This window comes from Stenotrophomonas sp. SKA14, assembly GCF_000158575.1.
GTDB lineage: Bacteria > Pseudomonadota > Gammaproteobacteria > Xanthomonadales > Xanthomonadaceae > Stenotrophomonas > Stenotrophomonas forensis.
This window is the reverse complement of sequence record NZ_DS999412.1, coordinates 3309158-3333619: the sequence shown is the minus strand read 5'-3', so window position 1 is coordinate 3333619 and position 24462 is coordinate 3309158. Positions and strand designations below refer to the sequence as shown.

General features: G+C 65.9%; 19 protein-coding genes and 1 pseudogene. 12 read left to right on the top strand and 8 right to left on the bottom strand.

Annotation, left to right across the window (positions count from 1 at the left end; translation table 11 throughout):
- Window positions 1-107 precede the first annotated feature (107 nt).
- Complete coding sequence (locus SSKA14_RS14920) at window positions 108-1988, top strand: ATP-binding cassette domain-containing protein (RefSeq protein ID WP_008265708.1); 1881 nt, start codon at window positions 108-110, stop codon at window positions 1986-1988.
- Between the two features lie 100 nt (window positions 1989-2088).
- On the opposite strand, the gene SSKA14_RS14915 is transcribed toward SSKA14_RS14920, so the two are convergent.
- Both SSKA14_RS14915 and SSKA14_RS14910 read right to left on the bottom strand, forming a co-directional pair.
- Complete coding sequence (locus tag SSKA14_RS14915) at window positions 2089-2550, bottom strand: cytochrome c (RefSeq protein WP_006430887.1); 462 nt, start codon at window positions 2548-2550, stop codon at window positions 2089-2091.
- Between the two features lie 9 nt (window positions 2551-2559).
- Window positions 2560-2949 (bottom strand): c-type cytochrome, encoded by a 390-nt coding sequence (locus SSKA14_RS14910; protein WP_040007950.1) that lies wholly within the window; start codon window positions 2947-2949, stop codon window positions 2560-2562.
- A gap of 205 nt (window positions 2950-3154) precedes the next feature.
- On the opposite strand from SSKA14_RS14910, the gene SSKA14_RS14905 reads away from it, so the two are divergent.
- The 3 genes and pseudogenes from SSKA14_RS14905 (at window position 3155) to SSKA14_RS14895 (ending at window position 10907) form a co-directional block, all read left to right on the top strand.
- Complete coding sequence (locus SSKA14_RS14905; protein ID WP_008266938.1) at window positions 3155-4306, top strand: MexH family multidrug efflux RND transporter periplasmic adaptor subunit; 1152 nt, start codon at window positions 3155-3157, stop codon at window positions 4304-4306.
- A 62-nt stretch (window positions 4307-4368) separates the two neighbouring features.
- Window positions 4369-7824, top strand: a pseudogene (locus tag SSKA14_RS14900) (efflux RND transporter permease subunit); the annotation flags it as partial.
- Window positions 7821-10907, top strand: a complete 3087-nt coding sequence (locus SSKA14_RS14895; RefSeq protein ID WP_008265175.1) for an efflux RND transporter permease subunit — start codon at window positions 7821-7823, stop codon at window positions 10905-10907. The pseudogene SSKA14_RS14900 and the gene SSKA14_RS14895, both read left to right, overlap by 4 nt.
- A gap of 134 nt (window positions 10908-11041) precedes the next feature.
- On the opposite strand, the gene SSKA14_RS14890 is transcribed toward SSKA14_RS14895, so the two are convergent.
- The 6 genes from SSKA14_RS14890 to ykgO all read right to left on the bottom strand — a co-directional run bounded on the left by SSKA14_RS14890 (window position 11042) and on the right by ykgO (window position 15539).
- Window positions 11042-12274: a TraB/GumN family protein gene (locus SSKA14_RS14890; RefSeq protein WP_008265539.1), complete on the bottom strand. Its 1233-nt coding sequence runs from the start codon at window positions 12272-12274 to the stop codon at window positions 11042-11044.
- Complete coding sequence (locus SSKA14_RS14885) at window positions 12267-12797, bottom strand: GNAT family N-acetyltransferase (protein ID WP_008267710.1); 531 nt, start codon at window positions 12795-12797, stop codon at window positions 12267-12269. Before SSKA14_RS14885 ends, SSKA14_RS14890 begins: the two co-directional genes overlap by 8 nt.
- Window positions 12798-12811: 14 nt before the next feature.
- Window positions 12812-13699 carry a carbon-nitrogen hydrolase gene (locus SSKA14_RS14880; protein WP_008267821.1) on the bottom strand — a complete coding sequence of 296 codons (888 nt, stop codon included), beginning with the start codon at window positions 13697-13699 and terminating at the stop codon, window positions 12812-12814.
- Between the two features lie 161 nt (window positions 13700-13860).
- Window positions 13861-14898 (bottom strand): agmatine deiminase family protein, encoded by a 1038-nt coding sequence (locus SSKA14_RS14875; RefSeq protein WP_008266114.1) that lies wholly within the window; start codon window positions 14896-14898, stop codon window positions 13861-13863.
- 39 nt (window positions 14899-14937) lie between these two features.
- A complete protein-coding gene (locus tag SSKA14_RS14870; RefSeq protein WP_006430960.1) occupies window positions 14938-15267 on the bottom strand; it encodes a hypothetical protein in 330 nt (109 codons plus the stop codon).
- Window positions 15268-15413: 146 nt separating this feature from the next.
- Complete coding sequence (gene ykgO, locus SSKA14_RS14865) at window positions 15414-15539, bottom strand: type B 50S ribosomal protein L36 (protein ID WP_005409283.1); 126 nt, start codon at window positions 15537-15539, stop codon at window positions 15414-15416.
- A 197-nt stretch (window positions 15540-15736) separates the two neighbouring features.
- On the opposite strand from ykgO, the gene cmk reads away from it, so the two are divergent.
- From cmk to galU, 8 genes are all read left to right on the top strand, one after another.
- The gene (gene cmk, locus SSKA14_RS14860; protein WP_008265652.1) at window positions 15737-16414 is read left to right on the top strand and encodes a (d)CMP kinase; all 678 of its coding nucleotides are present in this window, start codon (window positions 15737-15739) and stop codon (window positions 16412-16414) included.
- A 198-nt stretch (window positions 16415-16612) separates the two neighbouring features.
- Window positions 16613-18298 carry a 30S ribosomal protein S1 gene (rpsA, locus tag SSKA14_RS14855; RefSeq protein WP_005416230.1) on the top strand — a complete coding sequence of 562 codons (1686 nt, stop codon included), beginning with the start codon at window positions 16613-16615 and terminating at the stop codon, window positions 18296-18298.
- A gap of 88 nt (window positions 18299-18386) precedes the next feature.
- Complete coding sequence (locus SSKA14_RS14850) at window positions 18387-18692, top strand: integration host factor subunit beta (protein ID WP_005409286.1); 306 nt, start codon at window positions 18387-18389, stop codon at window positions 18690-18692.
- A 77-nt stretch (window positions 18693-18769) separates the two neighbouring features.
- Window positions 18770-19054, top strand: coding sequence for a LapA family protein (locus tag SSKA14_RS14845; protein ID WP_006430981.1), 285 nt, complete (start codon window positions 18770-18772; stop codon window positions 19052-19054).
- Window positions 19055-19060: 6 nt separating this feature from the next.
- Window positions 19061-20239 (top strand): lipopolysaccharide assembly protein LapB, encoded by a 1179-nt coding sequence (lapB, locus tag SSKA14_RS14840; protein ID WP_006430997.1) that lies wholly within the window; start codon window positions 19061-19063, stop codon window positions 20237-20239.
- A 3-nt stretch (window positions 20240-20242) separates the two neighbouring features.
- Window positions 20243-21232, top strand: a complete 990-nt coding sequence (locus tag SSKA14_RS14835; protein ID WP_008266137.1) for a glycosyltransferase family 4 protein — start codon at window positions 20243-20245, stop codon at window positions 21230-21232.
- 3 nt (window positions 21233-21235) lie between these two features.
- A complete protein-coding gene (locus SSKA14_RS14830; protein WP_040007937.1) occupies window positions 21236-23149 on the top strand; it encodes a nucleoside-diphosphate sugar epimerase/dehydratase in 1914 nt (637 codons plus the stop codon).
- Window positions 23146-24024, top strand: coding sequence for a UTP--glucose-1-phosphate uridylyltransferase GalU (gene galU, locus SSKA14_RS14825; RefSeq protein ID WP_040007935.1), 879 nt, complete (start codon window positions 23146-23148; stop codon window positions 24022-24024). Before SSKA14_RS14830 ends, galU begins: the two co-directional genes overlap by 4 nt.
- The last annotated feature ends 438 nt before the right edge of the window (window positions 24025-24462 follow it).

Here is a 24462-nt window from a genome sequence, read left to right as displayed (position 1 = left end):
CCCGCCTGCCACCGTAAGCCGCTTTTGACGTTGCTTTGGCTGCGGCCGTTGCCTCTGCGGGTGCCGGGTGCAACCCGGCCGACGCCCCCAACCCGTACAATATCCGGATGCCTCTGATTACTCTGCAGAACGTCGACTTCAGCGTCGGCGGCCCGTTGTTGCTGGAAAAGGCCGAACTGTCGATCGAGCCGGGCGAACGCATCGCCCTGATCGGCCGCAACGGCGCCGGCAAATCCACCCTGCTCAAGCTGCTGTCCGGCGACCACAAGCCCGATGACGGCGAAGTCCGCGTGCAGCAGGGCGTGCGCGTTACCCGCCTGGAGCAGGAAGTGCCGCACGGCGCTGCCGGTTCGGTGTTCGACGTCGTCGCCGATGGCCTGGGCGAACTGGGCCAGTGGCTGGCCGAATTCCACCATCTCAGCCATGCCGAAGTATTCGATGGCGAAGCGCTCGGCAACGTGCAGGCCAAGATCGACGCCGCCAACGGCTGGGGCCTGGATCAGCGCGTCAGCGAAACCCTGACCAAGCTCGACCTCGACGGCGAAGCCGAATTCGGCCGCCTGTCCGGCGGCATGAAGCGCCGCGTGCTGCTGGCGCGCGCGCTGGTGTCGAGCCCGGACGTGCTGTTGCTGGACGAACCGACCAACCACCTGGACATCGAAGCCATCGACTGGCTCGAAGCGTTCCTGAAGGGCTGGAGCGGCAGCGTGGTGTTCGTCACCCATGACCGCCGCTTCCTGCGTGCGCTGGCCACCCGCATCGTCGAGATCGACCGCGGCCAGGTCACCAGCTGGCCGGGCGACTGGGCCAACTACGAGCGCCGCCGCGAGGAACGCCTCAATGCGCAGGCGCAGGAAAACGCACGCTTCGACAAGCTGCTGGCGCAGGAAGAAGTCTGGATCCGCCAGGGCATCAAGGCGCGCCGTACCCGCGACGAGGGCCGCGTGCGCCGCCTGAAGGCGATGCGCACCGAACGCTCGCAGCGCCGCGATCTCAGCGGCAACGTCAAGATGGAAGCCGCGCAGGGCGTCAGCTCGGGCAAGAAGGTCATCGACGTCAAGGACATTTCGTTCGCCTTCGGCGAGCGCACCATGGTCCGCGACTTCACCACCACCATCCTGCGTGGCGACCGCATCGGCCTGATCGGTCCCAACGGCAGCGGCAAGACCACGCTGCTGAAGCTGCTGCTGGGCGAACTGCAGCCGGCCAAGGGCGAGGTCAATGCGGGCACCAACCTGCAGATCGCCTATTTCGACCAGTACCGTGCGGTGCTGCGCGAAGACTGGAGCGCGATCGAGAACGTGGCCGAAGGCCGTGATTTCCTCGAGTTCAACGGCAAGCGCAAGCACGTGCATGCCTACCTGCAGGACTTCATGTTCACCCCGGAGCGCGCGCGTGCGCCGATCACCCGCCTGTCCGGTGGCGAGCGCAACCGCCTGCTGCTGGCCAAGCTGTTCGCGCAGCCGTCCAACCTGCTGGTGATGGACGAACCGACCAACGACCTCGACGTGGAAACCCTGGAGCTGCTGGAAGAGCTGCTGGGCGAGTACACCGGCACCCTGCTGCTGGTCAGCCACGACCGTGATTTCATCGACAACGTGGTGACCTCCACGCTTGTGATGGAAGGCGACGGCGTGATCGGTGAGTACGTGGGTGGCTACAGCGACTGGCAGCGCTACGCGGCCAGCATCGCTGCACCTGCCGCGGCCCCGGCAGCCAAGCCGGCGGCAGCTGCACCGGCCGTCACGGCGGCTGCTCCCGCAGCGCCCAAGCGCAAGCTGGCCTACAAGGAAGCGCGCGAACTGGAACAGCTGCCGAAGACCATCGAGAAGCTGGAAGGCGACGTCGAAGGGCTGACCTCAGCGATGAACGACCCGTCGTTCTACACCCGCAGCAGTGCCGAAGTGACCGCGCACACCCAGCAGCTGGCCAAGGTCCAGGCCGAGCTGGATGCCGCGTACGCGCGCTGGGAAGAGCTGGAAGGCTGAGCGCCGGTCGGCGCTGCCGGTGGACGATCAGTAGATCCACGCCATGCGTGGATATCTGTATCAGTGCGGACCAAGGTCCGCACCCACCGGGGGCCAGCGGTCATTTGACCCCGTGCAGATCCCGCAGCTGGCTCGGCCGGCTGCCGAAGTACGCCGCCAGATCGGCGATGTCCTGATCACTCAGGTCCTTGGCCTGCGGCGTCATCAGCGCATGCTGGCGGTCACCGGCGCGGTAGGCCTGCAGGGCATGCGCCAGGTAGTCACCGTACTGGCCACCCAGCTTCGGATAGGTCGCATCGATCGGCGCATTGCCGTCCGCCCCGTGGCAGTCGATGCAGCTCTGGTTGGTGGCCTTGCCCTTCACCTTGGCACGGGCTTCGCCGGCGGCCTCGCGGCCTGCTGGCAGTCCGGCCGATGAAGAAGAACCGTGTTCGCCGCTGGCATGGCCCGGGTCGGCGGCGGATTTCTCGCTGTTTTCCACCTGGGACTGCGAACAGGCGGCCAGCAGCAGGGCAACGGACAGGGCGATGGCATGACGCATCGGATGCGCGGCTTTCGACATGGGCGGGCCTTACTTGACGGTGGACAGGTAAACAGAGAGATCGGCGATCTCCTGTTCGCTGAAGCTCATCGACTGCGCCTGCATCGTCGGATGCCGACGCTTGCCCTGGCGGTACTCGGTCAGGGCCTGGGCCAGGTACTGCTGGGTCTGGCCGCCGATCTTCGGCACCCGGTAACTGGGATAGGCGTTCTTGTAGCCGGTGATGCCGTGGCACCCCTGGCAGGTGTAGGCCAGCACGCGGCCATTGTCGAAGTTGCCGGTAGGGGCGGCAGGCGCCGGGGCAGCGGCAGAAGCCGGGGCCGGGGCAGGTGTGGCAGGAGCAGGAGCGGGCTGTGCGGCGGCCCCAAGGGGCAGGAGGACGGCCAGAGCGAGACAAGCGGCGAGCGGCTGCGGGCGCATGGTGTCGTTTCCGGGGATTCGGGTCTGGTCGTTCCGGCGTGGGGTACGGAACGCCCCGAGTATAGCCTCAGGTTTCATCTAGCTGAAATGGGGGTGGGCCGACCGGTGGCGTGAAGACACCATGACCTTTGGGATATGGTGTTGCCGTGAAGTGGTGCATTACTTTGCTACCACACCTGTCCACGCATCCTCCAGGGACCTGACGATGTCGCACCCAACCTTCCTGTCCGGCCGTCGCAGCGGAATCTGCGCTGCCGCACTGCTGATCTCCACCTCCCTGCTGCTGGGCGGTTGCGCCGCAGGGCCCAATTCCGAAGCCAAGGCCGCAGAGACCAAGGAGGAGAAGAAGGTCGATGCGGTCCCGGTCGAAGTAGCGGTAGCCAGCCATCGCGCGGTCGCGGCCAGCTACACCGGCACCGCCGCACTGGAACCGCGCGCCGAATCGCAGGTGGTGGCCAAGACCTCCGGCGTGGCGTTGGCGGTGCTGGTCGAGGAAGGGCAGCGGGTGACCGCCGGCCAGCCGCTGGTGCGGCTGGACCCGGACCGCGCACGCCTGGCCGTTGCGCAGAGCGAAGCGCAGATGCGCAAGCTGGAAAACAACTACCAGCGCGCACAGAAGCTGGTTGGCCAGCAGATGGTCAGCGCCGCCGATGTCGACCAGCTGCGCTTTGACCTGGAAAACGTCCGCGCGCAGTACCGCCTGGCCACGCTGGAACTGTCCTACACCACGGTGGTGGCACCGATCTCCGGCGTCATCGCGTCGCGCTCGATCAAGACCGGCAATTTCGTGCAGATCAATACGCCGATCTTCCGCATCGTCGACAACTCGCGGCTGGAAGCCACGCTCAACGTGCCCGAGCGCGAGCTGGCCACGCTGCGTGCCGGCCAGCCGGTGACGCTGGTTGCCGATGCGCTGCCGGGCCAGAGTTTCACCGGCACCGTCGATCGCATCGCACCGGTGGTCGATTCGGGCAGCGGCACGTTTCGCGTGGTCAGCGCCTTCGACGGTGCCGCGCACGCACTTCAGCCCGGTATGTTCGGGCGCATCCGTATCGATTACGACCAGCGCGCCGATGCGCTCGTGGTGCCGCGCCTTTCGTTGCTCGACGACGGTGAGCCGGCGGTGTTCCGGGTGCGCGAAGGCAAGGTCGCACGGGTTCCGGTCAAGCTGGGTTACGCCGAGGGCCCGTGGGTGGAGATCCGTGATGGCCTGGCGGCCGGTGATCAGGTGGTCACCGCCGGCAAGGTCGCCCTGCGCGACGGCACCGCAGTGCAGGTGATCGCCGATCCGAAGGCCAAGGCGAAGACGGTCGCAGCGTCCGCCACGCCGGCAGACAAGGCCGGGAGCAAGCAATGACCGCCCCGGGCCACGACCACGGTGCCTCGCCGGCGAGCGACGGCGCCGCCGCCGGCCTGCGCGGCGGCCTGGTGGAATTCGCCACCCGCCGCCGCGTGACCATCGCCATGTGCACGGTCACCCTGCTGCTGTTCGGCCTGATCGCGCTGGGCAACCTCAAGGTCAACCTGTTGCCCGACCTGAGCTACCCGACGCTGACCGTGCGTACCGAGTACACCGGTTCGGCGCCCACCGAAATCGAAACCCTGATCACCCAGCCGGTCGAAGAAGCGGTCGGCGTGGTCAAGAACCTGCGCAAGCTGAAGTCGGTCTCGCGCACCGGCCAGAGCGACGTGGTGCTGGAGTTCGCCTGGGGCACCAACATGGACCAGGCCAGCCTGGAGGTGCGCGACAAGATGGAAGCGCTGAACCTGCCGCTGGAGGCCAAGGCCCCGGTGCTGCTGCGCTTCAACCCGTCCACCGAGCCGATCATGCGCTTGGTGCTGTCGAGCAAGACCGCGCCGGCCAGCGATGCCGACGCGATCCGCGAGCTGACCGGCCTGCGCCGTTATGCCGATGAAGACCTGAAGAAGAAGCTGGAGCCGGTCTCCGGCGTCGCAGCAGTCAAGGTCGGCGGTGGCCTGGAAGATGAGATCCAGGTCGACATCGACCAGCAGAAGCTGGCCCAGCTGAACCTGCCGATCGACACCGTCATCAAGCGGCTGAAGGACGAGAACATCAACATCTCCGGCGGCCGCCTGGAAGAAGGTTCGCAGCGTTTCCTGGTGCGAACCGTCAACCAGTTCGCGGACCTGGAAGAGATCCGCAACCTGCTGGTCACCACCCAGGGAAGCAATGGCAGCGCGGCGGATTCGGCGCTGCAGCAGATGTTCAATATCGCTGCGTCGACCGGCTCGGCGGCGGCCATCGCGGCGGCCTCAGCTGCACAGAGCGCATCGTCCGGTAGCGGTTCCAGCGTGGTCGCCAACGGTGTGCCGGTGCGCCTGAAGGACGTGGCCACCGTGCGCCAGGGCTACAAGGAACGCGAAGCGGTGATCCGCCTGGGCGGCAAGGAATCGGTCGAGCTGGCGATCTACAAGGAAGGCGACGCCAACACCGTGTCCACCGCCGAAGCCCTGCGCAAGCGCCTGGAGCAGATCAAGGGCACGTTCCCGGCCGATGTCGAGATGACCACCATCGAGGACCAGTCGCGCTTCATCGAGCACGCCATCGCAGACGTCAAGAAGGACGCGGTGATCGGTGGCCTGCTGGCGATCCTGATCATCTTCCTGTTCCTGCGCGATGGCTGGAGCACGTTCGTGATCAGCCTGTCGCTGCCGGTCTCGATCATCGCCACGTTCTTCTTCATGGGCCAGCTGGGGCTGAGCTTGAACGTGATGTCGCTGGGCGGCCTGGCGCTGGCCACTGGCCTGGTGGTGGATGACTCGATCGTGGTGCTGGAGAGCATCGCCAAGGCACGCGAGCGCGGCATGGGCATCCTGCAGGCGGCCATCGCCGGTACCCGCGAAGTGAGCATGGCCGTGGTCGCCTCGACGCTGACCACCATCGCGGTGTTCCTGCCGCTGGTGTTCGTCGACGGCATCGCCGGCCAGCTGTTCCGCGACCAGGCGTTGACGGTGGCGATCGCCATCGCGATCTCGCTGCTGGTGTCGATGACCCTGATCCCGATGTTGAGCTCGCTGAAGGGACGGCCCCCGCTGGCGTTCCCGGAAGAGGCACCGAATGAACCGTGGCAGCCGCAGAGCCGCTGGCAGAAGCCGGTCGCGCTGGGCCGCCGTGGCGTCGTCGCGACCGCGCGCTGGGGCTTCTTCGCGCTGGCCTGGCTGGTGGTACGCCTGTGGCGCGGCGTGGTGGCGGTGGTCGGCCCGGTGATGCGCAAGGCCAGCGATCTGGCGATGAAGCCCTACGCGGGTGCCGAGCGCGGCTATCTGCGCCTGCTGCCGAGCGCGTTGGCCCACCCGGGCAAAGTACTGGGCGTGGCGACCCTCATCTTCGTGGCGACCATGGCGCTGGTGCCGATGCTCGGTGCCGACCTGATTCCGCAGTTGGCGCAGGACCGTTTCGAAATGACGGTGAAGCTGCCGGCCGGCACGCCGCTGAAGCAGACCGATGCACTGGTGCGCGAGCTGCAGCTGGCGCATGGCAAGGGTGAAGGCGTGGCTTCGCTGTACGGCGTCAGTGGCAGCGGCACCCGCTTGGATGCGAGCCCGACCGAAAGCGGCGAGAACATCGGCAAGCTGACCGTAGTGATGGAAGGCGGCGGCAATGCACGTACCGAAGCGGCCATCACCGAGCGCTTGCGCCGCACCATGGGCCAGCATCCGGGGGCCCAGGTCGATTTCGCACGGCCGGCGTTGTTCAGCTTCTCCACGCCGCTGGAAATCGAACTGCGCGGGCAGGACATGGCGACCCTGGAAGTGGCCGGCCAGCGCCTGGCGGCGCTGCTGCGCGGCAATGCGCACTACGCCGACGTGAAGTCGACGGTGGAAGAGGGCTTCCCGGAAATCCAGATCCGCTTCGACCAGGAACGTGCCGGTGCACTCGGCCTGACCACCCGCCAGATCGCCGACGTGGTGGTGAAGAAGGTGCGCGGCGACGTGGCCACCCGCTACAGCTTCCGCGACCGCAAGATCGACGTGCTGGTGCGTGCGCAGGAAGGCGACCGCGCCAGCGTGGAGAGCATCCGTCGCCTGATCGTCAATCCGGGCAGCACGCGCCCGGTCACCCTGGACGCGGTGGCCGATGTGGTCGCCACTACCGGTCCGAGCGAGATCCATCGTGCCGATCAGACACGCGTGGCAGTGGTGTCGGCCAACCTGCGCGACATCGATCTCGGCGCGGCCATGCGCGAAGTGCAGCAGATGGTGGCCGAGCAGCCGCTGGGTGCGGGCGTCGGCCTGCATATCGGTGGCCAGGGCGAAGAGCTGGCACAGGCGGCGAAGTCGCTGATCTTCGCCTTCGGCCTGGCGATCTTCCTGGTCTACCTGGTGATGGCTTCGCAGTTCGAATCGCTGCTGCATCCGTTCGTGATCCTGTTCACCATCCCGCTGGCGCTGGTCGGTGCGATCCTGGCGCTGATGCTGACCGGCAAGCCCATTTCGGTGGTGGTGTTCATCGGCCTGATCCTGCTGGTCGGCCTGGTCACCAAGAACGCGATCATCCTGATCGACAAGGTCAACCAGCTGCGAGAGGCCGGCGTGGCCAAGCATGAGGCACTGGTGGAGGGTGCGCGCTCGCGCCTGCGGCCGATCATCATGACCACCCTGTGCACGCTGTTCGGCTTCCTGCCGCTGGCGGTGGCAATGGGCGAGGGCGCCGAAGTGCGCGCGCCGATGGCGATCACCGTGATCGGCGGCCTGCTGGTCTCGACCCTGCTGACCCTGCTGGTGATCCCGGTGGTGTATGACCTGATGGATCGTCGCGGTGATGCCTACTACCGTGAACGCGGCCGCAAGCACGCAGGTGAGATCGAGCCCGGTGCCGCCGGCAGCGCGGCGGGTGCGGAGGAACCGGCATGAGCGTTGCCGAGTTCTCCATCCGCCGTCCGGTCACCACCATCATGTGCTTCGTGTCGCTGGTGGTGATCGGCCTGATCGCTTCGTTCCGGTTGCCGCTGGAAGCGCTGCCGGACATCTCCGCGCCGTTCCTGTTCGTGCAGATCCCGTACACCGGTTCGACCCCGGAGGAAGTGGAGCGGACCATCATCCGCCCGGTCGAGGAATCGTTGGCGACGATGACCGGCATCAAGCGCATGCGCTCGTCGGCGACCTCCGAGGCGGCGCTGATCTTCATCGAGTTCAGTGACTGGGACCGTGATATCGCCATCGCTGCCTCCGATGCACGCGAGCGCATCGATGCGATCCGCAGCGACCTCCCCGACGACCTGCAGCGCTACAACGTGTTCAAGTGGTCCAGCAGCGACCAGCCGGTGCTGAAGGTGCGCCTGGCCAGTACCACCGACCTGACCACCGCCTATGACATGCTCGACCGTGAGTTCAAGCGGCGCATCGAGCGTATTCCGGGCGTGGCACGGGTGGACATCACCGGTGCGCCGCCGAACGAGGTGGAGATCGCCATCGATCCGAACCGGCTCAACGCGCACGGGCTGAGCATCAACGAGCTGAGCGAGCGCCTGCGCACGCTGAACTTCTCGATCTCGGCCGGGCAGATCGACGACAACGGCCAACGCGTGCGCGTGCAGCCGGTGGGCGAGATCACCGACCTGCAGGAGATGCGCGACCTGGTGATCAACGCCAAGGGCCTGCGCCTGGGCGACATTGCCGACGTTCGGCTGAAGCCGGCGCGCATGAACTACGGGCGCCGCCTGGACGGCAACCCGGCGGTCGGCCTGGACATCTTCAAGGAGCGCAGCGCCAACCTGGTGGAGGTCTCGCGTGCCGCGCTGGCCGAGGTCGAATCGATCCGCGCCGAGGCGTCGATGCGCGACGTGCAGATCAAGGTGATCGACAACCAGGGCAAGGCGGTGACGTCATCGCTGCTGGAGCTGGCCGAGGCCGGTGCCGTCGGCCTGATCCTGTCGATCACGGTGCTGTTCTTCTTCCTGCGCCATTGGCCGTCCACCCTGATGGTGACGCTGGCGATCCCGATCTGCTTCACCATCACCCTGGGCTTCATGTACTTCGTCGGGGTGACGCTGAACATCCTGACCATGATGGGCCTGCTGCTGGCGGTGGGCATGCTGGTCGACAACGCCGTGGTGGTGGTGGAGAGCATCTACCAGGAACGCGAGCGCATGCCCGGGCAGCCGCGGCTGGCTTCGATCATCGGCACCCGCAACGTGGCCATCGCGCTCAGCGCGGGCACGTTGTGCCACTGCATCGTGTTCGTGCCGAACCTGTTCGGCGAGACCAACAACATCAGCATCTTCATGTCGCAGATCGCGATCACCATCTCGGTCTCGCTGCTGGCTTCGTGGCTGGTCGCGGTCAGCCTGATCCCGATGCTGTCCGCGCGCATGGCCACGCCCAAGCTGGTGCACTCGCAGACCGGCATGATCGCCCGGCTGCAGCGCCGCTACGCCACGCTGCTGGACTGGTCGCTGCACCATCGCGGCTGGAGCCTGCTCGGCATCGTGCTGGTGGTGCTGGTCAGCCTGGTGCCGATGAAGCTGACCAAGATCGACATGTTCGGCGGCGATGGCGGCAAGGACATCTTCATCGGCTACATGTGGAAGGGCGCCTACACCTATCGGCAGATGTCCGATGAAGTGGCACGGGTGGAGAAATGGATCGACCAGAACCGCGAGCGCCTGCATGTGAAGCAGGTGTACTCCTGGTACAGCGAGCAGGAAGGCAGCTCGACCGTGGTCACCCTGGACGAGAAGTACGCCAAGGACATCAAGGCGCTGCAGGAAGAACTGCGCAAGGGCCTGCCGAAGTCCGCCCGCACCGACTATTTCGTCGGCAACCAGGGCGGCGACGGTGGCGGCGGTGGCAACCAGGGCGTGCAGGTGCAGCTGGTCGGCGACTCCAGTTCGATGCTGCAGGAGATCGGCCAGGAAGTGGTGCCGCTGCTGGCCCAGCGTGCCGAGCTGCGCGACGTGCGCATCGACAACGGCGAGAAGGGCGGCGAACTGAAGGTGCGCGTCGATCGTGAGCGTGCCGCGGCATTCGGCTTCAATGCCGAGCAGGTGGCCAGCTTCGTCGGCCTGGCACTGCGCGGTGCACCGATGCGCGAGTTCCGCCGCGGCGACAACGAGGTGCCGGTGTGGGTGCGTTTCGCCGGCGCCGAGCAGAGCAGCCCGGAGGACCTGGCCGGCTTCAGCGTACGCACCGGTGATGGCCGCAGCGTGCCGCTGCTGAGCCTGGTCACCGTCGACGTTGGTTCGTCTGCCACCCAGATCGGCCGTACCAACCGCCAGACCACGCTGACCATCAAGGCCAACCTGGCCGAAAAGGTCACCGCGCCGGATGGCCGCAAGGCGATGGAATCGGTGCTCAAGCCGATGAACTTCCCGGCCGGCTATGGCTTCACCTTCGACGGTGGCGACTACGGCAACGACGACGAGGCGATGCAGCAGATGGTGTTCAACCTGCTCATCGCACTGGTGATGATCTACGTGGTGATGGCGGCGGTATTCGAATCGCTGCTGTTCCCGGCGGCGATCATGAGCGGCGTGCTGTTCTCGATCTTCGGTGTGTTCTGGCTGTTCTGGATCACCGGCACCTCGTTCGGAATCATGTCCTTCATCGGCATCCTGGTGCTGATGGGCGTGGTGGTGAACAACGGCATCGTGATGATCGAGCACATCAACAACCTGCGGCGCGGCGGCATGGGCCGCACCCAGGCGCTGGTGGAAGGCTCACGCGAGCGCCTGCGCCCGATCATGATGACCATGGGCACGGCGATCCTGGCGATGGTGCCGATCTCGCTGACCAATACGCAGATGTTCGGCAATGGCCCGGAGTACGCGCCGATGGCGCGCGCGATCGCAGGTGGCCTGGCGTTCTCGACCGTGGTCAGCCTGCTGTTCCTGCCGACCATCTACGCGGTGCTGGACGACCTGCGCAGCGCCGCGACGCGCCTGATCCGTCGTGCGCGCGGCCTGGAAATGGTAGAGCCGGGCGCTGCCCGGCTGTAATGCGCGACAACGTGTTGTGGTGTGGGGGAGGCCGGTCGTAGTGGGGCGGCCTCCCCCTTTTTTTCTGGCTCCGCCAACCAGGGTTGGCAGCTGCCAGGGCGCACTCGAGCATGGCTCGACGCGACACAATGCAATCAGCCGGCGACCTTGCCCCACACCTTGAAGGTGGTCAGCCACAGGCCGAGCATGCTGCCGATGTTGGTCAGCATGAAGGTCAGCACCACGCGGGTGACGCGGTTGCGGTACCAGCCCTTCAGGCTCTGCGCATCGTCGCGCAGTTTCAGGAAGTCCTCGTACGCCGGCTTGCGCAGCCGCGCTTCCACCAGCGCCGAGAACGCACCGGTCGGGATGCTCAGGCGGAACGGCTTGAACGGGGCCACCGCGATCGCGGTGAGGATGCTCAGCGGATGGCCGCCGGCCAGCAGGCAGCCCAGGCCGGCCAGGCCGCCGGTATACATCGCCCAGGTCGCCAGCAGTTCGGTACCCACGCCCAGTCCACCGCGATAGAAGCCCACGCCGATGCCGGTCGCCACGATGGCCAGGATGCCCAGCGTGAACCACGGGATGTTGCGCTTCTTCGGCACCGCCTCCAGCTCGGCGCGCAGCGGCGCCGGTGCCTCGGTGTCGGTTTCCAGGTAGCGCGCCAGCCCGGCCAGGTGGCCGGCACCGACCACGGCCAGCACTTCGCGCTGCTGCGGGTCGCGTTCTTCGCGCAGGCGCGTGGCCATGTAGCGGTCACGCTCGCCAATGATGGTCTCGTACAGCGCCGGGCTCTCGCTGGCGAACTCGCCGAAGCTCGATTCCAGCATGTCGCCCTGCTTGAGCTTCTCGATCTCGTTCTCGCCCACTTCCTCGGATGAGAACAGGCCGGCACCGAGGCCGGCGACCAGCTTCAGCTTGCCGAAGAAGCCCAGCCGCTGCGACGCACGGCGGAAGGTCAGGCCCACCTCGCGGTCGATCAGGTGCACCGGCAGGTTGCGCTCTCGCGCCAGTTCCACCGCGCGCTTGAGTTCCGCGCCCGGCTCGATGTCCAGCTGTTCGGCCAGGCGGCGCTGGTAGGCGGACAAGGCCAGGTTGGCGGCGAACAGGGCGACGCGGCCCTTGCGGATCACCTCGACCAGGTCGAGCTTGGCCAGCGTGTCCGGATCGCTCAGCGCCTGCAGGCGCTGCGGATCCAGTTCGACGGCTACCGCATCGAAGCGGCCGCTGTCGATGGCCTTTTCCACGGCCTCGACGCTGGCGCGGGAGACGTGGGCGGTGCCCAGCAGGGTGTAACGCACGCCGTCGCGTTCGACGACGCGCACCGGCTGGCCGGCGAACAGGTCGTCGCCGGTCTCGGGAAGGGTTTCAGTCATGGATTCATTCATTGGAAGGTGCGGTGTCGGCGCCATCGCCGAGCGCGCGCTGCATCTGCACGGTATCCAGCCAGCGGCCATGCTTGCGGCCGAGGCCGCGGAACACGCCGACCAGCTCGAAACCGAAGCGTTCGTGCAGCTTGATCGAGGCGGTGTTGGTCGGTTCACCGATCACCGCCACCATCTGCCGGTAGCCGCGTGCCACGCAGGCGTCGATCAGGGCCTGCAGCAGGCCGGTGCCCACGCCCTTGCCCTGGAAACGGGCATCGACGTAGACCGAGTTCTCGACGGTCCACTGGTAGGCCACGCGGGTGCGGTAGGTGTTGGCGTAGGCATAGCCGGCCACCTGGCCATCGATCTCGGCAACCAGATAGGGGAAACCCCGGTCGATGATGTCGCGCATGCGGCGCAGCATCTCGCTCGCGTCCGGAATGTCGTACTCGTAGGTATTGACGAAGTCGGTCACTTCCACCGCGTAGATCGCGGTGATCGCGTCGATGTCGGCCAGGCCGGCATCACGGATGAGGACGGCCATGCGCGGGCTCCGGCTCAGTCGATGTAACGCTTGAGCAGGTCGCCGTACGCATCGATGCGGCGATCACGCAGGAACGGCCAGATGCGGCGCACATGCTCGCTGCGCTGCAGGTCGACATCGCACAGCAGCACGGTGGCCTCGGTGCCGGCCTCGGCCAGGAACTCGCCCTGCGGGCCGAGCACGTGGCTGTTGCCCCAGAACTGGATGCCCGAGGCGCCCAGCGGCGAGGCTTCGTGGCCGACGCGGTTGCAGCTCAGCACCGGCAGGCCGTTGGCCACGGCGTGGCCGCGGTGGCTCAGCACCCAGGCATCGCGCTGGCGGGTCTTCTCGTCCTGCACGTCGTCCGGGTCCCAGCCGATCGCGGTGGGATAGAGCAGCAGTTCGGCACCGGCCAGCGCCATCAGGCGCGCCGCTTCCGGGTACCACTGGTCCCAGCAGACCAGCACGCCGAGGCGGCCCACCGAGGTGTCGATCGGCGTGAAGCCGATATCGCCCGGGGTGAAGTAGAACTTCTCGTAGAAGCCCGGGTCGTCCGGAATATGCATCTTGCGGTACTTGCCGAGCAGGGTGCCGTCCTTTTCGAACACCACGGCGGTGTTGTGGTACAGGCCGGCGGCGCGGCGCTCGAACAGCGAACCGACCAGTACCACGCCATGCTTCTTCGCCAGTGCGCCGAGGCGCTCGGTGCTGGGGCCCGGAATCGGCTCGGCCAGGTCGAACTCGTCCACCGACTCGTGCTGGCAGAAGTACGGGCCGTTGTGCAGTTCCTGCAGCAGCACCAGCTTGGCACCCTGCGCAGCCGCCTCGGCCACGCGTGCTTCGATCACCGCCAGATTGGCGGCGGCGTCACCGTGGTTGCGCTCCTGGATCAGGGCGACGGTAAGGGGGCTGCGCGAGTTCATGCGGGGCGTTCCTGCGGGGGAAAACCCGCATGTTAGCGCGGATGGGATGCCGCGGCGTGTCGCGCGCTGAATGGCGCGGTGGGTAGTGCCGGCCGCTGGCCGGCAATCCCGTGGATCCATCAGGCAGTGCCGGGTTGCCGGCCAGCGGCCGGCACTACCGCTTATGCCTTCAACAACCCTGCCGGCAGCTGCATGGTGATGCAGTGCAGGCTGCCGTTCTGCCAGATCAGCGAGCGGCAGGGCACCTGCACGATCTCGCGGCCCGGGTGGGCCTGCGCCAGCACGTCGCGCGCCAGGTCGTCGGCCGGGTCGCCGTAGGCCGGCATCAGCACCGCGCCATTGACGATCAGGTAGTTGGCGTACGACGCGGCCAGGCGGCGGCCTTCGTCGATCACCGGCTGTGCCCACGGCAGCGGGAACAGGCGGTACGGCTGGCCATCCTTGGTGCGCAGCGCGGCCAGTTCGTTGCCCATCGCCTGCAGCTCGGCATAGTGCGAGTCGCTCTCGTCGTCGCAGGCCTGGTAGACGATGCTGTCGGCCGAGGCGAAGCGGGCGAGGGTATCGATGTGGGCGTCGGTGTCGTCGCCTTCCAGGTAGCCGTGGTCCAGCCACAGCACGCGGTCCTGCTGCAGCCAGTCGGCCAGGTCGGCACTCAGGCTGGCGCGGTCGCGGTCCGGGTGGCGCTCGTGCAGGCACTTCCAGGTGGTCAGCAGGGTGCCTTCGCCATCGGTCTCGATGCCGCCGCCTTCCAGCGCGAACGGAATGCTGCGCACCGGTGCGTCGTTGAACACGCCGGCCTGATCGAGCACGCCGACCAGCTGGTCATCCAACGTGGCGTCGAACTTGCCGCCCCAGCCGGTGAAGCGGAAATCCAGCAGCTGGAAACCGCCGTCGGTACGGCGCAGCGTGATCGGGCCGGAGTCGCGCAACCAGGTGTCGTCGTAGGCCGCCGTGGTGAAGTGGACCTTGTCCATGTCGATGCGGTTGGAGCGCAGCCGCATCTCGGCATAGGTCTCCACGTCGTCGTCGGCCACGCAGATCAGCACCGGCTGGAAGCGGGTGATGGCCGCAACCAGGGCGATGTAGGTCTCTTCCACCTGGCCCAGGCGCTCGGCCCAGTCGGTGTCGGCGGTGGGCCAGGCAATCAGGACGCCACTCTGGGCTTCCCACTCGGCAGGAAAACGAAGGGTCTGGTTCATGGTCTCGCTACACAGGCCCGCCCACGGCGGGTAAAGGGATCAACGGATCGGCGGTTTCGGGCCGACTTCGTTCGGGTCCGCCTGGTTGGCCACCACGTCGATCACCTTCTGCTTCTCGAAGTAGACGGTGAACTGCGGGTAGACCCAGCGGTTGATGGTCGGCCATTGCCGCTTCTGCCCGCCGCGCGGCTGCAGCTGTTCGCTCGGCGCGCCGAACTGCGCCTGCACCTGCTGCATGCTCTGGCCGCGCACGGGCAGGGCACCGGCCGGCTTCTCGCGGGCACGGTCGACAAGCAGGGTATCGGCCAGCGCCGGTGTGGCGGCGGCCAGGGTGGCCATCACGGCCAGGGCGGACAGGTAACGCTTCATCTCGATCTACTCCCCAGTGGTCAAGAACGGCGATTACAGCAAAATCGGCAGGAAAAAGCCGCATAAAACAAAAAACCGCCCGAAGGCGGTTTCTTGCATCGGGTCGGCCCCGCGTAGGGCCAGCCGCAGCCGGAAGGCTGTGAGGCTTAGCGCTGACGCGCCTTGAAACGCGGGTTCGACTTGCAGATGACGAAGATCTTGCCACGACGACGCACGACCTTGCAGTCACGGTGACGGGCCTTCGCCGACTTCAGGGAGGACAGGACTTTCATGGCATACCTCGGCGTAAACAGTAGTTGTTCGGGTGGAGCGTGGCCGCGATATGCGAAAGACAATCGGCAGTTGACGCTCGTTCAAGCCCGCCATTCTACCGGGCTTTTCCTCGTGGTTTCAAGTGGTTGCACAAAAGATCCCGCTGGGCCGCCCGGGCAGGGGCTAGAATGACCCCTTCGAACGCTCTGGGAACCCCATGAATCCACTCGCTCCCGTCCTGACCATCGACGGCCCTTCCGGGGCTGGCAAGGGTACCATCAGCCGCATCATCGCGCGCCGGATGGGCTGGCATTACCTGGATTCGGGCGCGCTGTACCGGGCGGTGGGCGTGGCCGCGAGCTGGGCCGACATCGACACATCGGACGCCTCGGCCCTGGTGCGCTGCACCTTCGATACCCATGTTCAGTTTGTTGAACAGGGCGAATCGATGCGGGTCATGGTGAACGGTACCGACGCCACCGACGAGCTGCGCCTGGAGACCACCGGGGCGCTGGCCTCGGCCATCGCGGCCATTCCAGAGGTGCGGGCCGCGCTGAAAGAGCGCCAGCGCGCATTCAGGGAGCTGCCCGGCCTGGTCGCCGATGGCCGCGACATGGGCACGGTGATCTTCCCGGACGCCTCCTACAAGGTCTTCCTGACCGCCAGTGCTGAGGAGCGCGCCGAGCGCCGGCATAAGCAGTTGAAAGACAAGGGGGTTTCTGTTAACTTTGATGACCTCCTGCGCGAGATCATGGCCCGCGACGCCCGTGATGCTCAGCGTACCGTGGCGCCCCTGAAGCCGGCAGACGATGCTGTCCTCATCGACACCACAGGCATCGGCATCGCAGATGTCGTTGCCAGAGTGATGGATCTGCTTCCGGTTCCGGCTGCCTGATCCGTTCGCGCGGGAGCACTGCCAGCAACATCGGTGGTGGTCGCGCATAGCAGTGCTGTACCAGCTCCGTCGCGCAATGATGCGTGGCGGTTTTCCTACTACACACGACCTGCGTTTCCGGGGTCGACCAACAGGCGGGCGGTCGCCATTCCCCTGAAGGGGACGCCACCGACCCATGTGTCCAACAGAGTAAATCTAATGACCGAATCATTTGCCGAACTGTTTGAAGCCAGCCAGGCCAACCTGGCCAAGCTGAAGCCGGGCGCCATCGTCAGCGGTACCGTTGTTGAAGTCCGCGGCGACGTCGTGGTGATCAACGCTGGCCTGAAGTCCGAAGGCATCGTGCCGATCGAACAGTTCCGTAACGACGCTGGCGAAATCGACGTCGCCGAAGGCGACATCGTCAAGGTCGCCCTCGACTCGATCGAGAACGGCTTCGGCGAAACCGTCCTGTCGCGCGAGAAGGCCAAGCGCGCGATGGTGTGGGACGAGCTGGAAGAAGCGTTGGAAAAGAACGAAACCATCACCGGCCGCATCAGCGGCAAGGTCAAGGGTGGTTTCACCGTGGACATCAAGGATGTCCGCGCCTTCCTGCCGGGTTCCCTGGTCGATGTGCGCCCGGTGCGCGATCCGGCCTACCTGGAAGGCAAGGAACTCGAGTTCAAGCTCATCAAGCTGGACCGCAAGCGTAACAACGTCGTGGTCTCGCGCCGCGCTGTCGTCGAAAGCGAGCACTCGGAAGAGCGCGAGCAGCTGATGGACAAGCTGCAGGAAGGCGCGATCCTGAAGGGTGTCGTCAAGAACCTGACCGATTACGGCGCGTTCGTGGATCTGGGCGGTATCGACGGCCTGCTGCACATCACCGACATGGCGTGGAAGCGCGTGCGTCACCCGTCGGAAGTCGTGAACGTCGGCGACGAGCTGGACGTCCGCGTGCTGAAGTTCGACCGCGAGCGCAACCGCGTTTCGCTGGGCCTGAAGCAGCTGGGCGAGGATCCGTGGGACAACATCGGTCGTCGTTACCCGGCCAACAGCCGCGTCTTCGGCAAGGTCTCCAACGTCACCGATTACGGCGCGTTCGTCGAGATCGAGCCGGGCGTCGAAGGCCTGGTGCACGTCTCCGAGATGGATTGGACCAACAAGAACGTCAACCCGTCCAAGGTTGTGCAGGTCGGTGACGAAGTTGAAGTCATGGTCCTGGACGTCGACGAAGAGCGTCGCCGCATCTCGCTGGGCATGAAGCAGGTTGCCGCCAATCCGTGGGAAACCTTCGCTGCCACCCACAAGAAGGGTGACAAGGTGTCGGGCCAGATCAAGTCGATCACCGACTTCGGCATCTTCATCGGCCTGGACGGCGGCATCGACGGCCTGGTCCACCTGTCCGACATCAGCTGGAACACCACCGGCGAAGACGTCGTTCGCAACTTCAAGAAGGGCGATACCCTGGACGCCGTCGTCCTGGCTGTCGATCCGGAGCGCGAGCGCATCTCCCTGGGCGTGAAGCAGCTGGAGCAGGATCCGTTCGGCCAGTACATGGCTGCCAATCCGAAGGGCTCCAAGGTCGAAGGCGTGGTGAAGGAAGTCGACGCCAAGGGCGCGATCATCGAGCTGGCTGACGGCATCGAAGGTTACGTCTCGGCACGCGACATCGCCAACGAGCGCGTTGACGACGCCACCCAGCACCTGAAGGTCGGCGACAAGGTCGAAGCCAAGTTCGTGGGCATGGACCGCAAGGGCCGTACCCTGCAGCTGTCGATCAAGGCCAAGGACGACGCGGAAATGCGCGAAGTGCTGGAGGAATACCAGTCCTCTTCGGCTTCCAGCGGCACCACCCAGCTGGGCGCGCTGCTGCGTGCACAGCTGAACGGCAACAAGTCCGAGTAATCGGCCTTAAGCTGTACGTTGTCTCCTGGACGGCCCGGGCGTTTGCCCGGGCCGTTTCAGGCTGAGATGCCCCTGATGTGAGCCGGTGATGACCAAATCCGAACTGATCGAAATCCTTGCGCGCCGCCAGGCGCACCTGAAGGCCGATGATGTCGATCTGGCGGTGAAGTCGTTGCTGGAAATGATGGGCGGTTCCCTGTCCGCCGGGGATCGCATCGAAATCCGTGGTTTCGGCAGCTTCTCGCTGCACTATCGTCCGCCGCGCCTGGGTCGCAACCCGAAGACCGGCGAATCGGTTGCCCTGCCGGGCAAGCATGTTCCCCATTTCAAGCCGGGCAAGGAACTGCGCGAGCGGGTCAGCAGTGTGCTGCCGCTGGACGCTGATCCGGCCTGAGCCTGCCGTCGCGCCACCGCGTGCGAATCAAGCCGCGAGTCGGATAAGCTACGGACTCCTGCCACTGGAGCTCTCGCATGAAGGTTTTTCGTCTGCTGGTCCTGCTGGCGGTCCTGATCCTTGGGCTGATCATCGGTGCGGTCAACATGACCGCGATGTCGATCAACCTGCTTTTCACCCAATTGCATACCTCGGTAGGCGTGGCGCTGATCGCTGCACTGCTGGTGGGGGTCATCGTCGGTGCCGGTCTGGTGCTGGTAAGCGTGGTCATTCCGCTCTACAGCCAGCTGCGCCGCGCCAACAAGTCCGGGGCGGCGACGCCGGCCGCGGGTGTTTCCTCCCAATCTTTTGACGGACGCTGATCGAAGATGGAATTCGTCACCGAGTGGCTGTGGTTTTTCCTGTTCGTCCCGCTGGCTGCAGTAGCGGGATGGGTGATCGGTCGGCGCGGCGGGCAGCGCCACGGTGACAGCCAGGTCAGCCGCCTGTCGAGCACCTATTTCCGTGGCCTGAACTACCTGCTCAACGAGCAGCCGGACAAGGCCATCGAGCTGTTCCTGCATATCGCCGAGCTGGACAAGGAAACCTTCGAGACCCAGGTCGCGCTCGGCCACCTGTTCCGCCGCCGCGGCGAAGTTGATCGTGCCATCCGCCTGCACCAGGGGCTGGTCAACCGCCACGATCTGAGTGATGCACAGCGCGTGCAGGCGCTGCTGGCGCTGGGCGAGGACTACATGAAGTCCGGCCTGCTGGACCGTGCCGAAACCGTGTTCACCGAGCTGGCGCAGCTCGACCAGCGCGCCCCGCAGGCGCTCAAGCACCTGATCGGCATCTACCAGGCCGAGCGTGACTGGGAAAAGGCGATCGACAACGCGACCCGTTTCGAGGACGTGACCGGCGAGCCGATGGGCAAGCTGATCGGGCAGTTCGAATGCGAACTGGCCGAGCGCTTCCGTGGTGCCGGCAAGCTGGAGGAGGCGAGGGCAGCGATCGCCCGTGCCTACCAGGCCGATGCAATGTCGGTGCGTGCGGGCATCATCGAGGGGCGCCTGGAGACCGATGCCGGCAACGCGGAAGCGGCGGTGCGCGCGTTCGAGCGTGCGGCCCGCAACGATCCGGAATACCTGCCCGAGCTGCTGCCGGCGCTGATGGCGAACTATCGCAAGGTCGGTGACCTCGCGGGCGCGCGTGCCTTCCTGTCGGAAATGACCGAGCACTATCGCGGCATCGCTCCGGTACTGGCGTTGACCCGGCTGATGGAAGAGCAGGAAGGCGTGGCGCCGGCCCGAGCCTACCTGGGGCGCCAGCTCAAGGATCGTCCGTCGGTGCGTGGCGAGTCCGCACTGATCGACCTGACCCTGGCCGAAGGTGCCGACTCCACGGCTACCCTGCATGACCTAAAGCACATCACCGATCAGTTGCTGGTGCGCAACCCGGCCTACCGCTGCACCCGCTGCGGTTTCGGCGCGCGGACCCATCACTGGCAGTGCCCGAGCTGCAAGGAGTGGGGGACGGTCAAGCCGCTGCTGAACTACGCGGTGCTCTGATCCATGCCGTGGTTCGTGATGGGGGCGCTGCTGGGACTGGCCCTGTTGAGCGCAGCCCTGACCTGGGCGGCCCGCGGCTATGCCGTGCGGCAGCAGTTGATGGACCAGCCCGGCGAACGCCGCAGCCATAGTGTGGCGACGCCGCGCGGTGGCGGCATCGCCATCGTCATCAGTCTGCTGGTTACGGCGGGCGTGGCCATGTTCGTCTGGCCGGACGCGGCGCCGAGCCTGCTGGTCGCCAGCCTTGGCCTGGTCCTGGTGGCCGGCATCGGCTGGTGGGACGACCACAGGCCCCTGCCTGCCCTGCGCCGCCTGCTGGTGCATTTCATTGCGGCGGCACTACTGGCCATGCTGGTCAAGGCGAACGGTGGCAGCTGGCTGCTCTCCGGGCTGGTGCTGCTGTTCACCGCCTCGCTGATCAACATCTGGAACTTCATGGATGGGATCAACGGCATTGCTGCCAGTCAGACGATTGTTGTCGCATTGGGACTGGCGCCGCTTCTGCCCTGGCCCCTTTCGCTTGCGGCCCTGGCATTGGGCCTGGCCTGCCTGGGCTTCCTGCCGTTCAATTTTCCGCGGGCGCGGATCTTCATGGGTGATGTTGGAAGTGGCGCGTTGGGCTATGCGGTTGCGGCCGTGCTGGCCATCGCCAGCGTGCGCACGGACATCAACTGGCTCCTGCTGCTGGTGCCGGCCTCGGCTTTCCTTGTGGACGCAGGCTTCACACTGCTGGCGCGCATCATTTCAGGACAACGCTGGATGGAACCCCATACCCAGCATGTCTACCAGCGCGCGGTGCAGGCAGGAGCCAGTCACGCCCAGGTGACAGGGATGTACTTTGCTTTGGGACTGTTCAGCATTACAGTGACTGTTGTCTGCTCCAAATTGCAGCCGAGGTGGGAGGCTGTCGTGGCGATCGCGTGGTTCAGTGCGCTGAGCGTCCTCTGGCTCCTCCTGCGCAATGGATTGCGCCATCGACAAGGAAATACCTGACTTATGGCTTCACCCTGGCGGGACAGAATCCTCGGCCTGATGCCGCGTTCGGCCATCGTCTGCCACGACCTGTTCATGGTCTGGGCATGCTGGCAGCTGCTCCACGCGGGGCGCTACTCGATCCTGCCCAACGCGCCCGAGCTGCCCCTCTGGAACATCGACACCACGCTGGTACTGCTGTTGCAGGGCCTGGTGTTCTGGCGCGTCGGCCTTTACCGCGGGCTGTGGCGGTTTGCCAGCGTCAGTGACCTGCTGAACATCTTCAAGGCCAGCTTCATCGGCATGGTCGCGATCGTGCTGGTACTGATGTGGAAGCGCTTCGATGGCGTGCCGATGTCGGTGCTGGTGATCTATCCGTTCGCGTTGTCGGCCCTGCTGGGCGCGCCGCGCCTGCTGTACCGGGCCTGGAAGGACTACCAGGCGCTGCAGTCCGATTCCAGTGCACGTCGTGTGCTGATCCTCGGCGCCGGCCAGGCGGCCGAGACGCTGGTGCGCGATCTGCGGCGCTCGGGCAACTTCGAGCCGGTCGGCCTGCTCGATGACGCCCCCCACCTGCGCGGGGCCAAGCTGCAGGGCCTGCCGATCCTTGGCACCCTGGACGACGCGCCCACCGTGGTCCGCGAGACCGCGGCCAAGCTGCTGGTGATTGCCATCCCTTCGCTGGACGCTGCCGGCATGCAGCGGATCGTGGCCATCTGTGAAAGCACGGGTGTGCCGTTCCGTACCGTGCCCAAGCTCAGCGACATCCTGCAGGGCCAGTCGCTGCCCGGGCAGCTGAAGGAAGTGGCGATCGAGGACCTGCTGGGCCGCAAGCCGATCATGCCGGACTGGAACCTGATTCGTGGTTGGCTGGGCGGACGTACGGTGATGGTGACCGGCGCCGGTGGTTCCATTGGCTCGGAGCTGTGCCGCCAGTGCGCGCGCCACGGCGCTGGCCGGATCATCCTGCTGGAGATCAGCGAACTGTTGCTGCTGACCATCGAGGGCGAACTGCGCCGCAGTTTCCCCGATGTCGAGATCGAGGCCGTGCTGGGTGACTGCGGTGACCCGGCCATGGTCCGACATGCGCTGTCGCTGCATCCGGTAGATACCGCTTTCCACGCTGCGGCCTACAAGCACGTGCCGGTGCTGGAGCGCCAGCTGCGTGAAGCGGTGCGCAACAACATCCTGGCGACCGAGAATGTGGCCCGGGCCTGCCTGGAGGCGCGCGTCGAGCGTTTCGTTTTCATCTCCACCGACAAGGCGGTGGACCCGGTCAATGCGCTGGGTGCCAGCAAGCGCTATGCCGAGATGATCTGCCAGAGCCTGGACCAGAAGTCCACGCACACCCGTTTTGTCACCGTGCGCTTCGGCAATGTGCTGGCCTCGGCCGGAAGCGTGGTGCCGCTGTTCCGTGAGCAGATCCTGCGCGGTGGGCCGGTGACCGTTACCGATCCGGAAGTCAGCCGCTACTTCATGACCATCCCTGAGGCCTGCCAGCTGATCCTGCAGGCGGCCGCGTCGGCATCGCATGGCGCGATCTACACCCTCGACATGGGCGAGCCGGTGCCGATCCGCGTGCTGGCCGAACAGATGATCCGCCTGGCCGGCAAGCAGCCGTACAAGGACATTCCGATCATCTATACCGGCCTGCGTCCGGGCGAGAAACTGCACGAGACGCTGTTCTATTCGGACGAGGACTACCGTTCCACTGCACACCCGAAGATCCTCGAAGCGGGCGTGCGCATGTTCTCGCGCGACGTGGTGCTGGGCAACGTGCCGCGCCTGCGCGAGGCTGTGAGCAGCTACGACATGACCAGCATCCAGGAAATCCTGTTTGCGACCATGCCGGAGTTCTCTCCAATCGAACAGGATGCTTACATTTCATCCGCTAAAGTCGTGCCCTTTCCGGCACGCGAGGCCAACAGGCACCAATGAGCAAGCGAATTCGCAAAGCGGTTTTCCCGGTAGCTGGTCTGGGGACACGTTTTCTGCCAGCAACCAAAACCGTGCCGAAAGAAATGCTGCCGATCATTGATCGACCGCTGATCCAGTACGCCGTGGATGAAGCCATCGAGGCAGGCTGCGACACGTTGGTGTTCATCACCAACCGCTACAAGCACGCGGTGGCCGACTATTTCGACAAGGCCTACGAGCTGGAACAGAAGCTCGAGCGCGCCGGCAAGCAGGAACAGCTGGAACTCATCCGCCACGTGCTGCCGGAGGGCGTGCGCGCGATCTTCGTGACCCAGGCCGAAGCACTGGGCCTGGGGCATGCGGTGCTCTGCGCCAAAGCCGTGATCGGCGACGAGCCGTTCGCCGTGCTGCTGCCGGACGACCTGATCTGGAACCGCGGCGCAGGTGCGCTCAAGCAGATGGCCGATCTCAACGAGGCCAGTGGTGCCAGCGTGATCGCCGTTGAAGACGTGCCGCACGAAAAGACGGCGAGCTACGGCATCGTGGCGACCGGGGCCTTTGATGGCCGCAAGGGTCGCATTTCGGAGATCGTGGAGAAGCCGAAGCCTGAGGACGCGCCGAGCGACCTGGCGGTGGTAGGCCGTTATGTGCTGAGCCCGAAGATCTTCGAGCTGCTTGAAAGCACCGGCAGCGGTGCCGGTGGCGAGATCCAGCTGACTGATGCGATCGCGCAGCTGCTGAAGACCGATGAGGTTGATGCTTATCGATTCGAGGGCACTCGCTTCGACTGCGGCACGCACCTGGGGCTGGTGGAGGCGACGATCCGGTTCGCGCTGGACAACCCGAAGCTGGCTGGCCCGGCGCGGGAGAAGCTGGCGGCGATGCTGGCGGAATAAGGTTTATCAAGCGCTCCGTCAGCGCCTTCCTGTCAGAGTGAGGAGGCGTGGGCAGTCCGCTGCAGGACACGCCGTAAACCCCCCTCCGGGGTCCGGCCCAGCCGCTGGCGGCTGTGCGTTCGGGCGCTTGCGAAGCAGTGCTTCGCAAGCAAAGCACCCTCACCCATGGGGGCTCGATGGCGCCATCCATGGCGCCAACGGTCCTGCAGCGGACTGCCCACGCCTCTCGACGGTTTCCTGCGAGCGCGGACGGGAAGGGCGGAATCAAGGGCAAGAGCACAAGCAAAAAAGGCAGCCGATGGCTGCCTTTTTTGCGTGTTGGGGTCAGATCCCTTTGCATCGCAAAGGGCTCTGACCCCAGCCTTTGCCCCTGCCTTTGCTCACCCCTCCGCCGCAGGGAGGCTGGAAGGGCCGGGTCGGCAGGGCTGCCCGGGACCG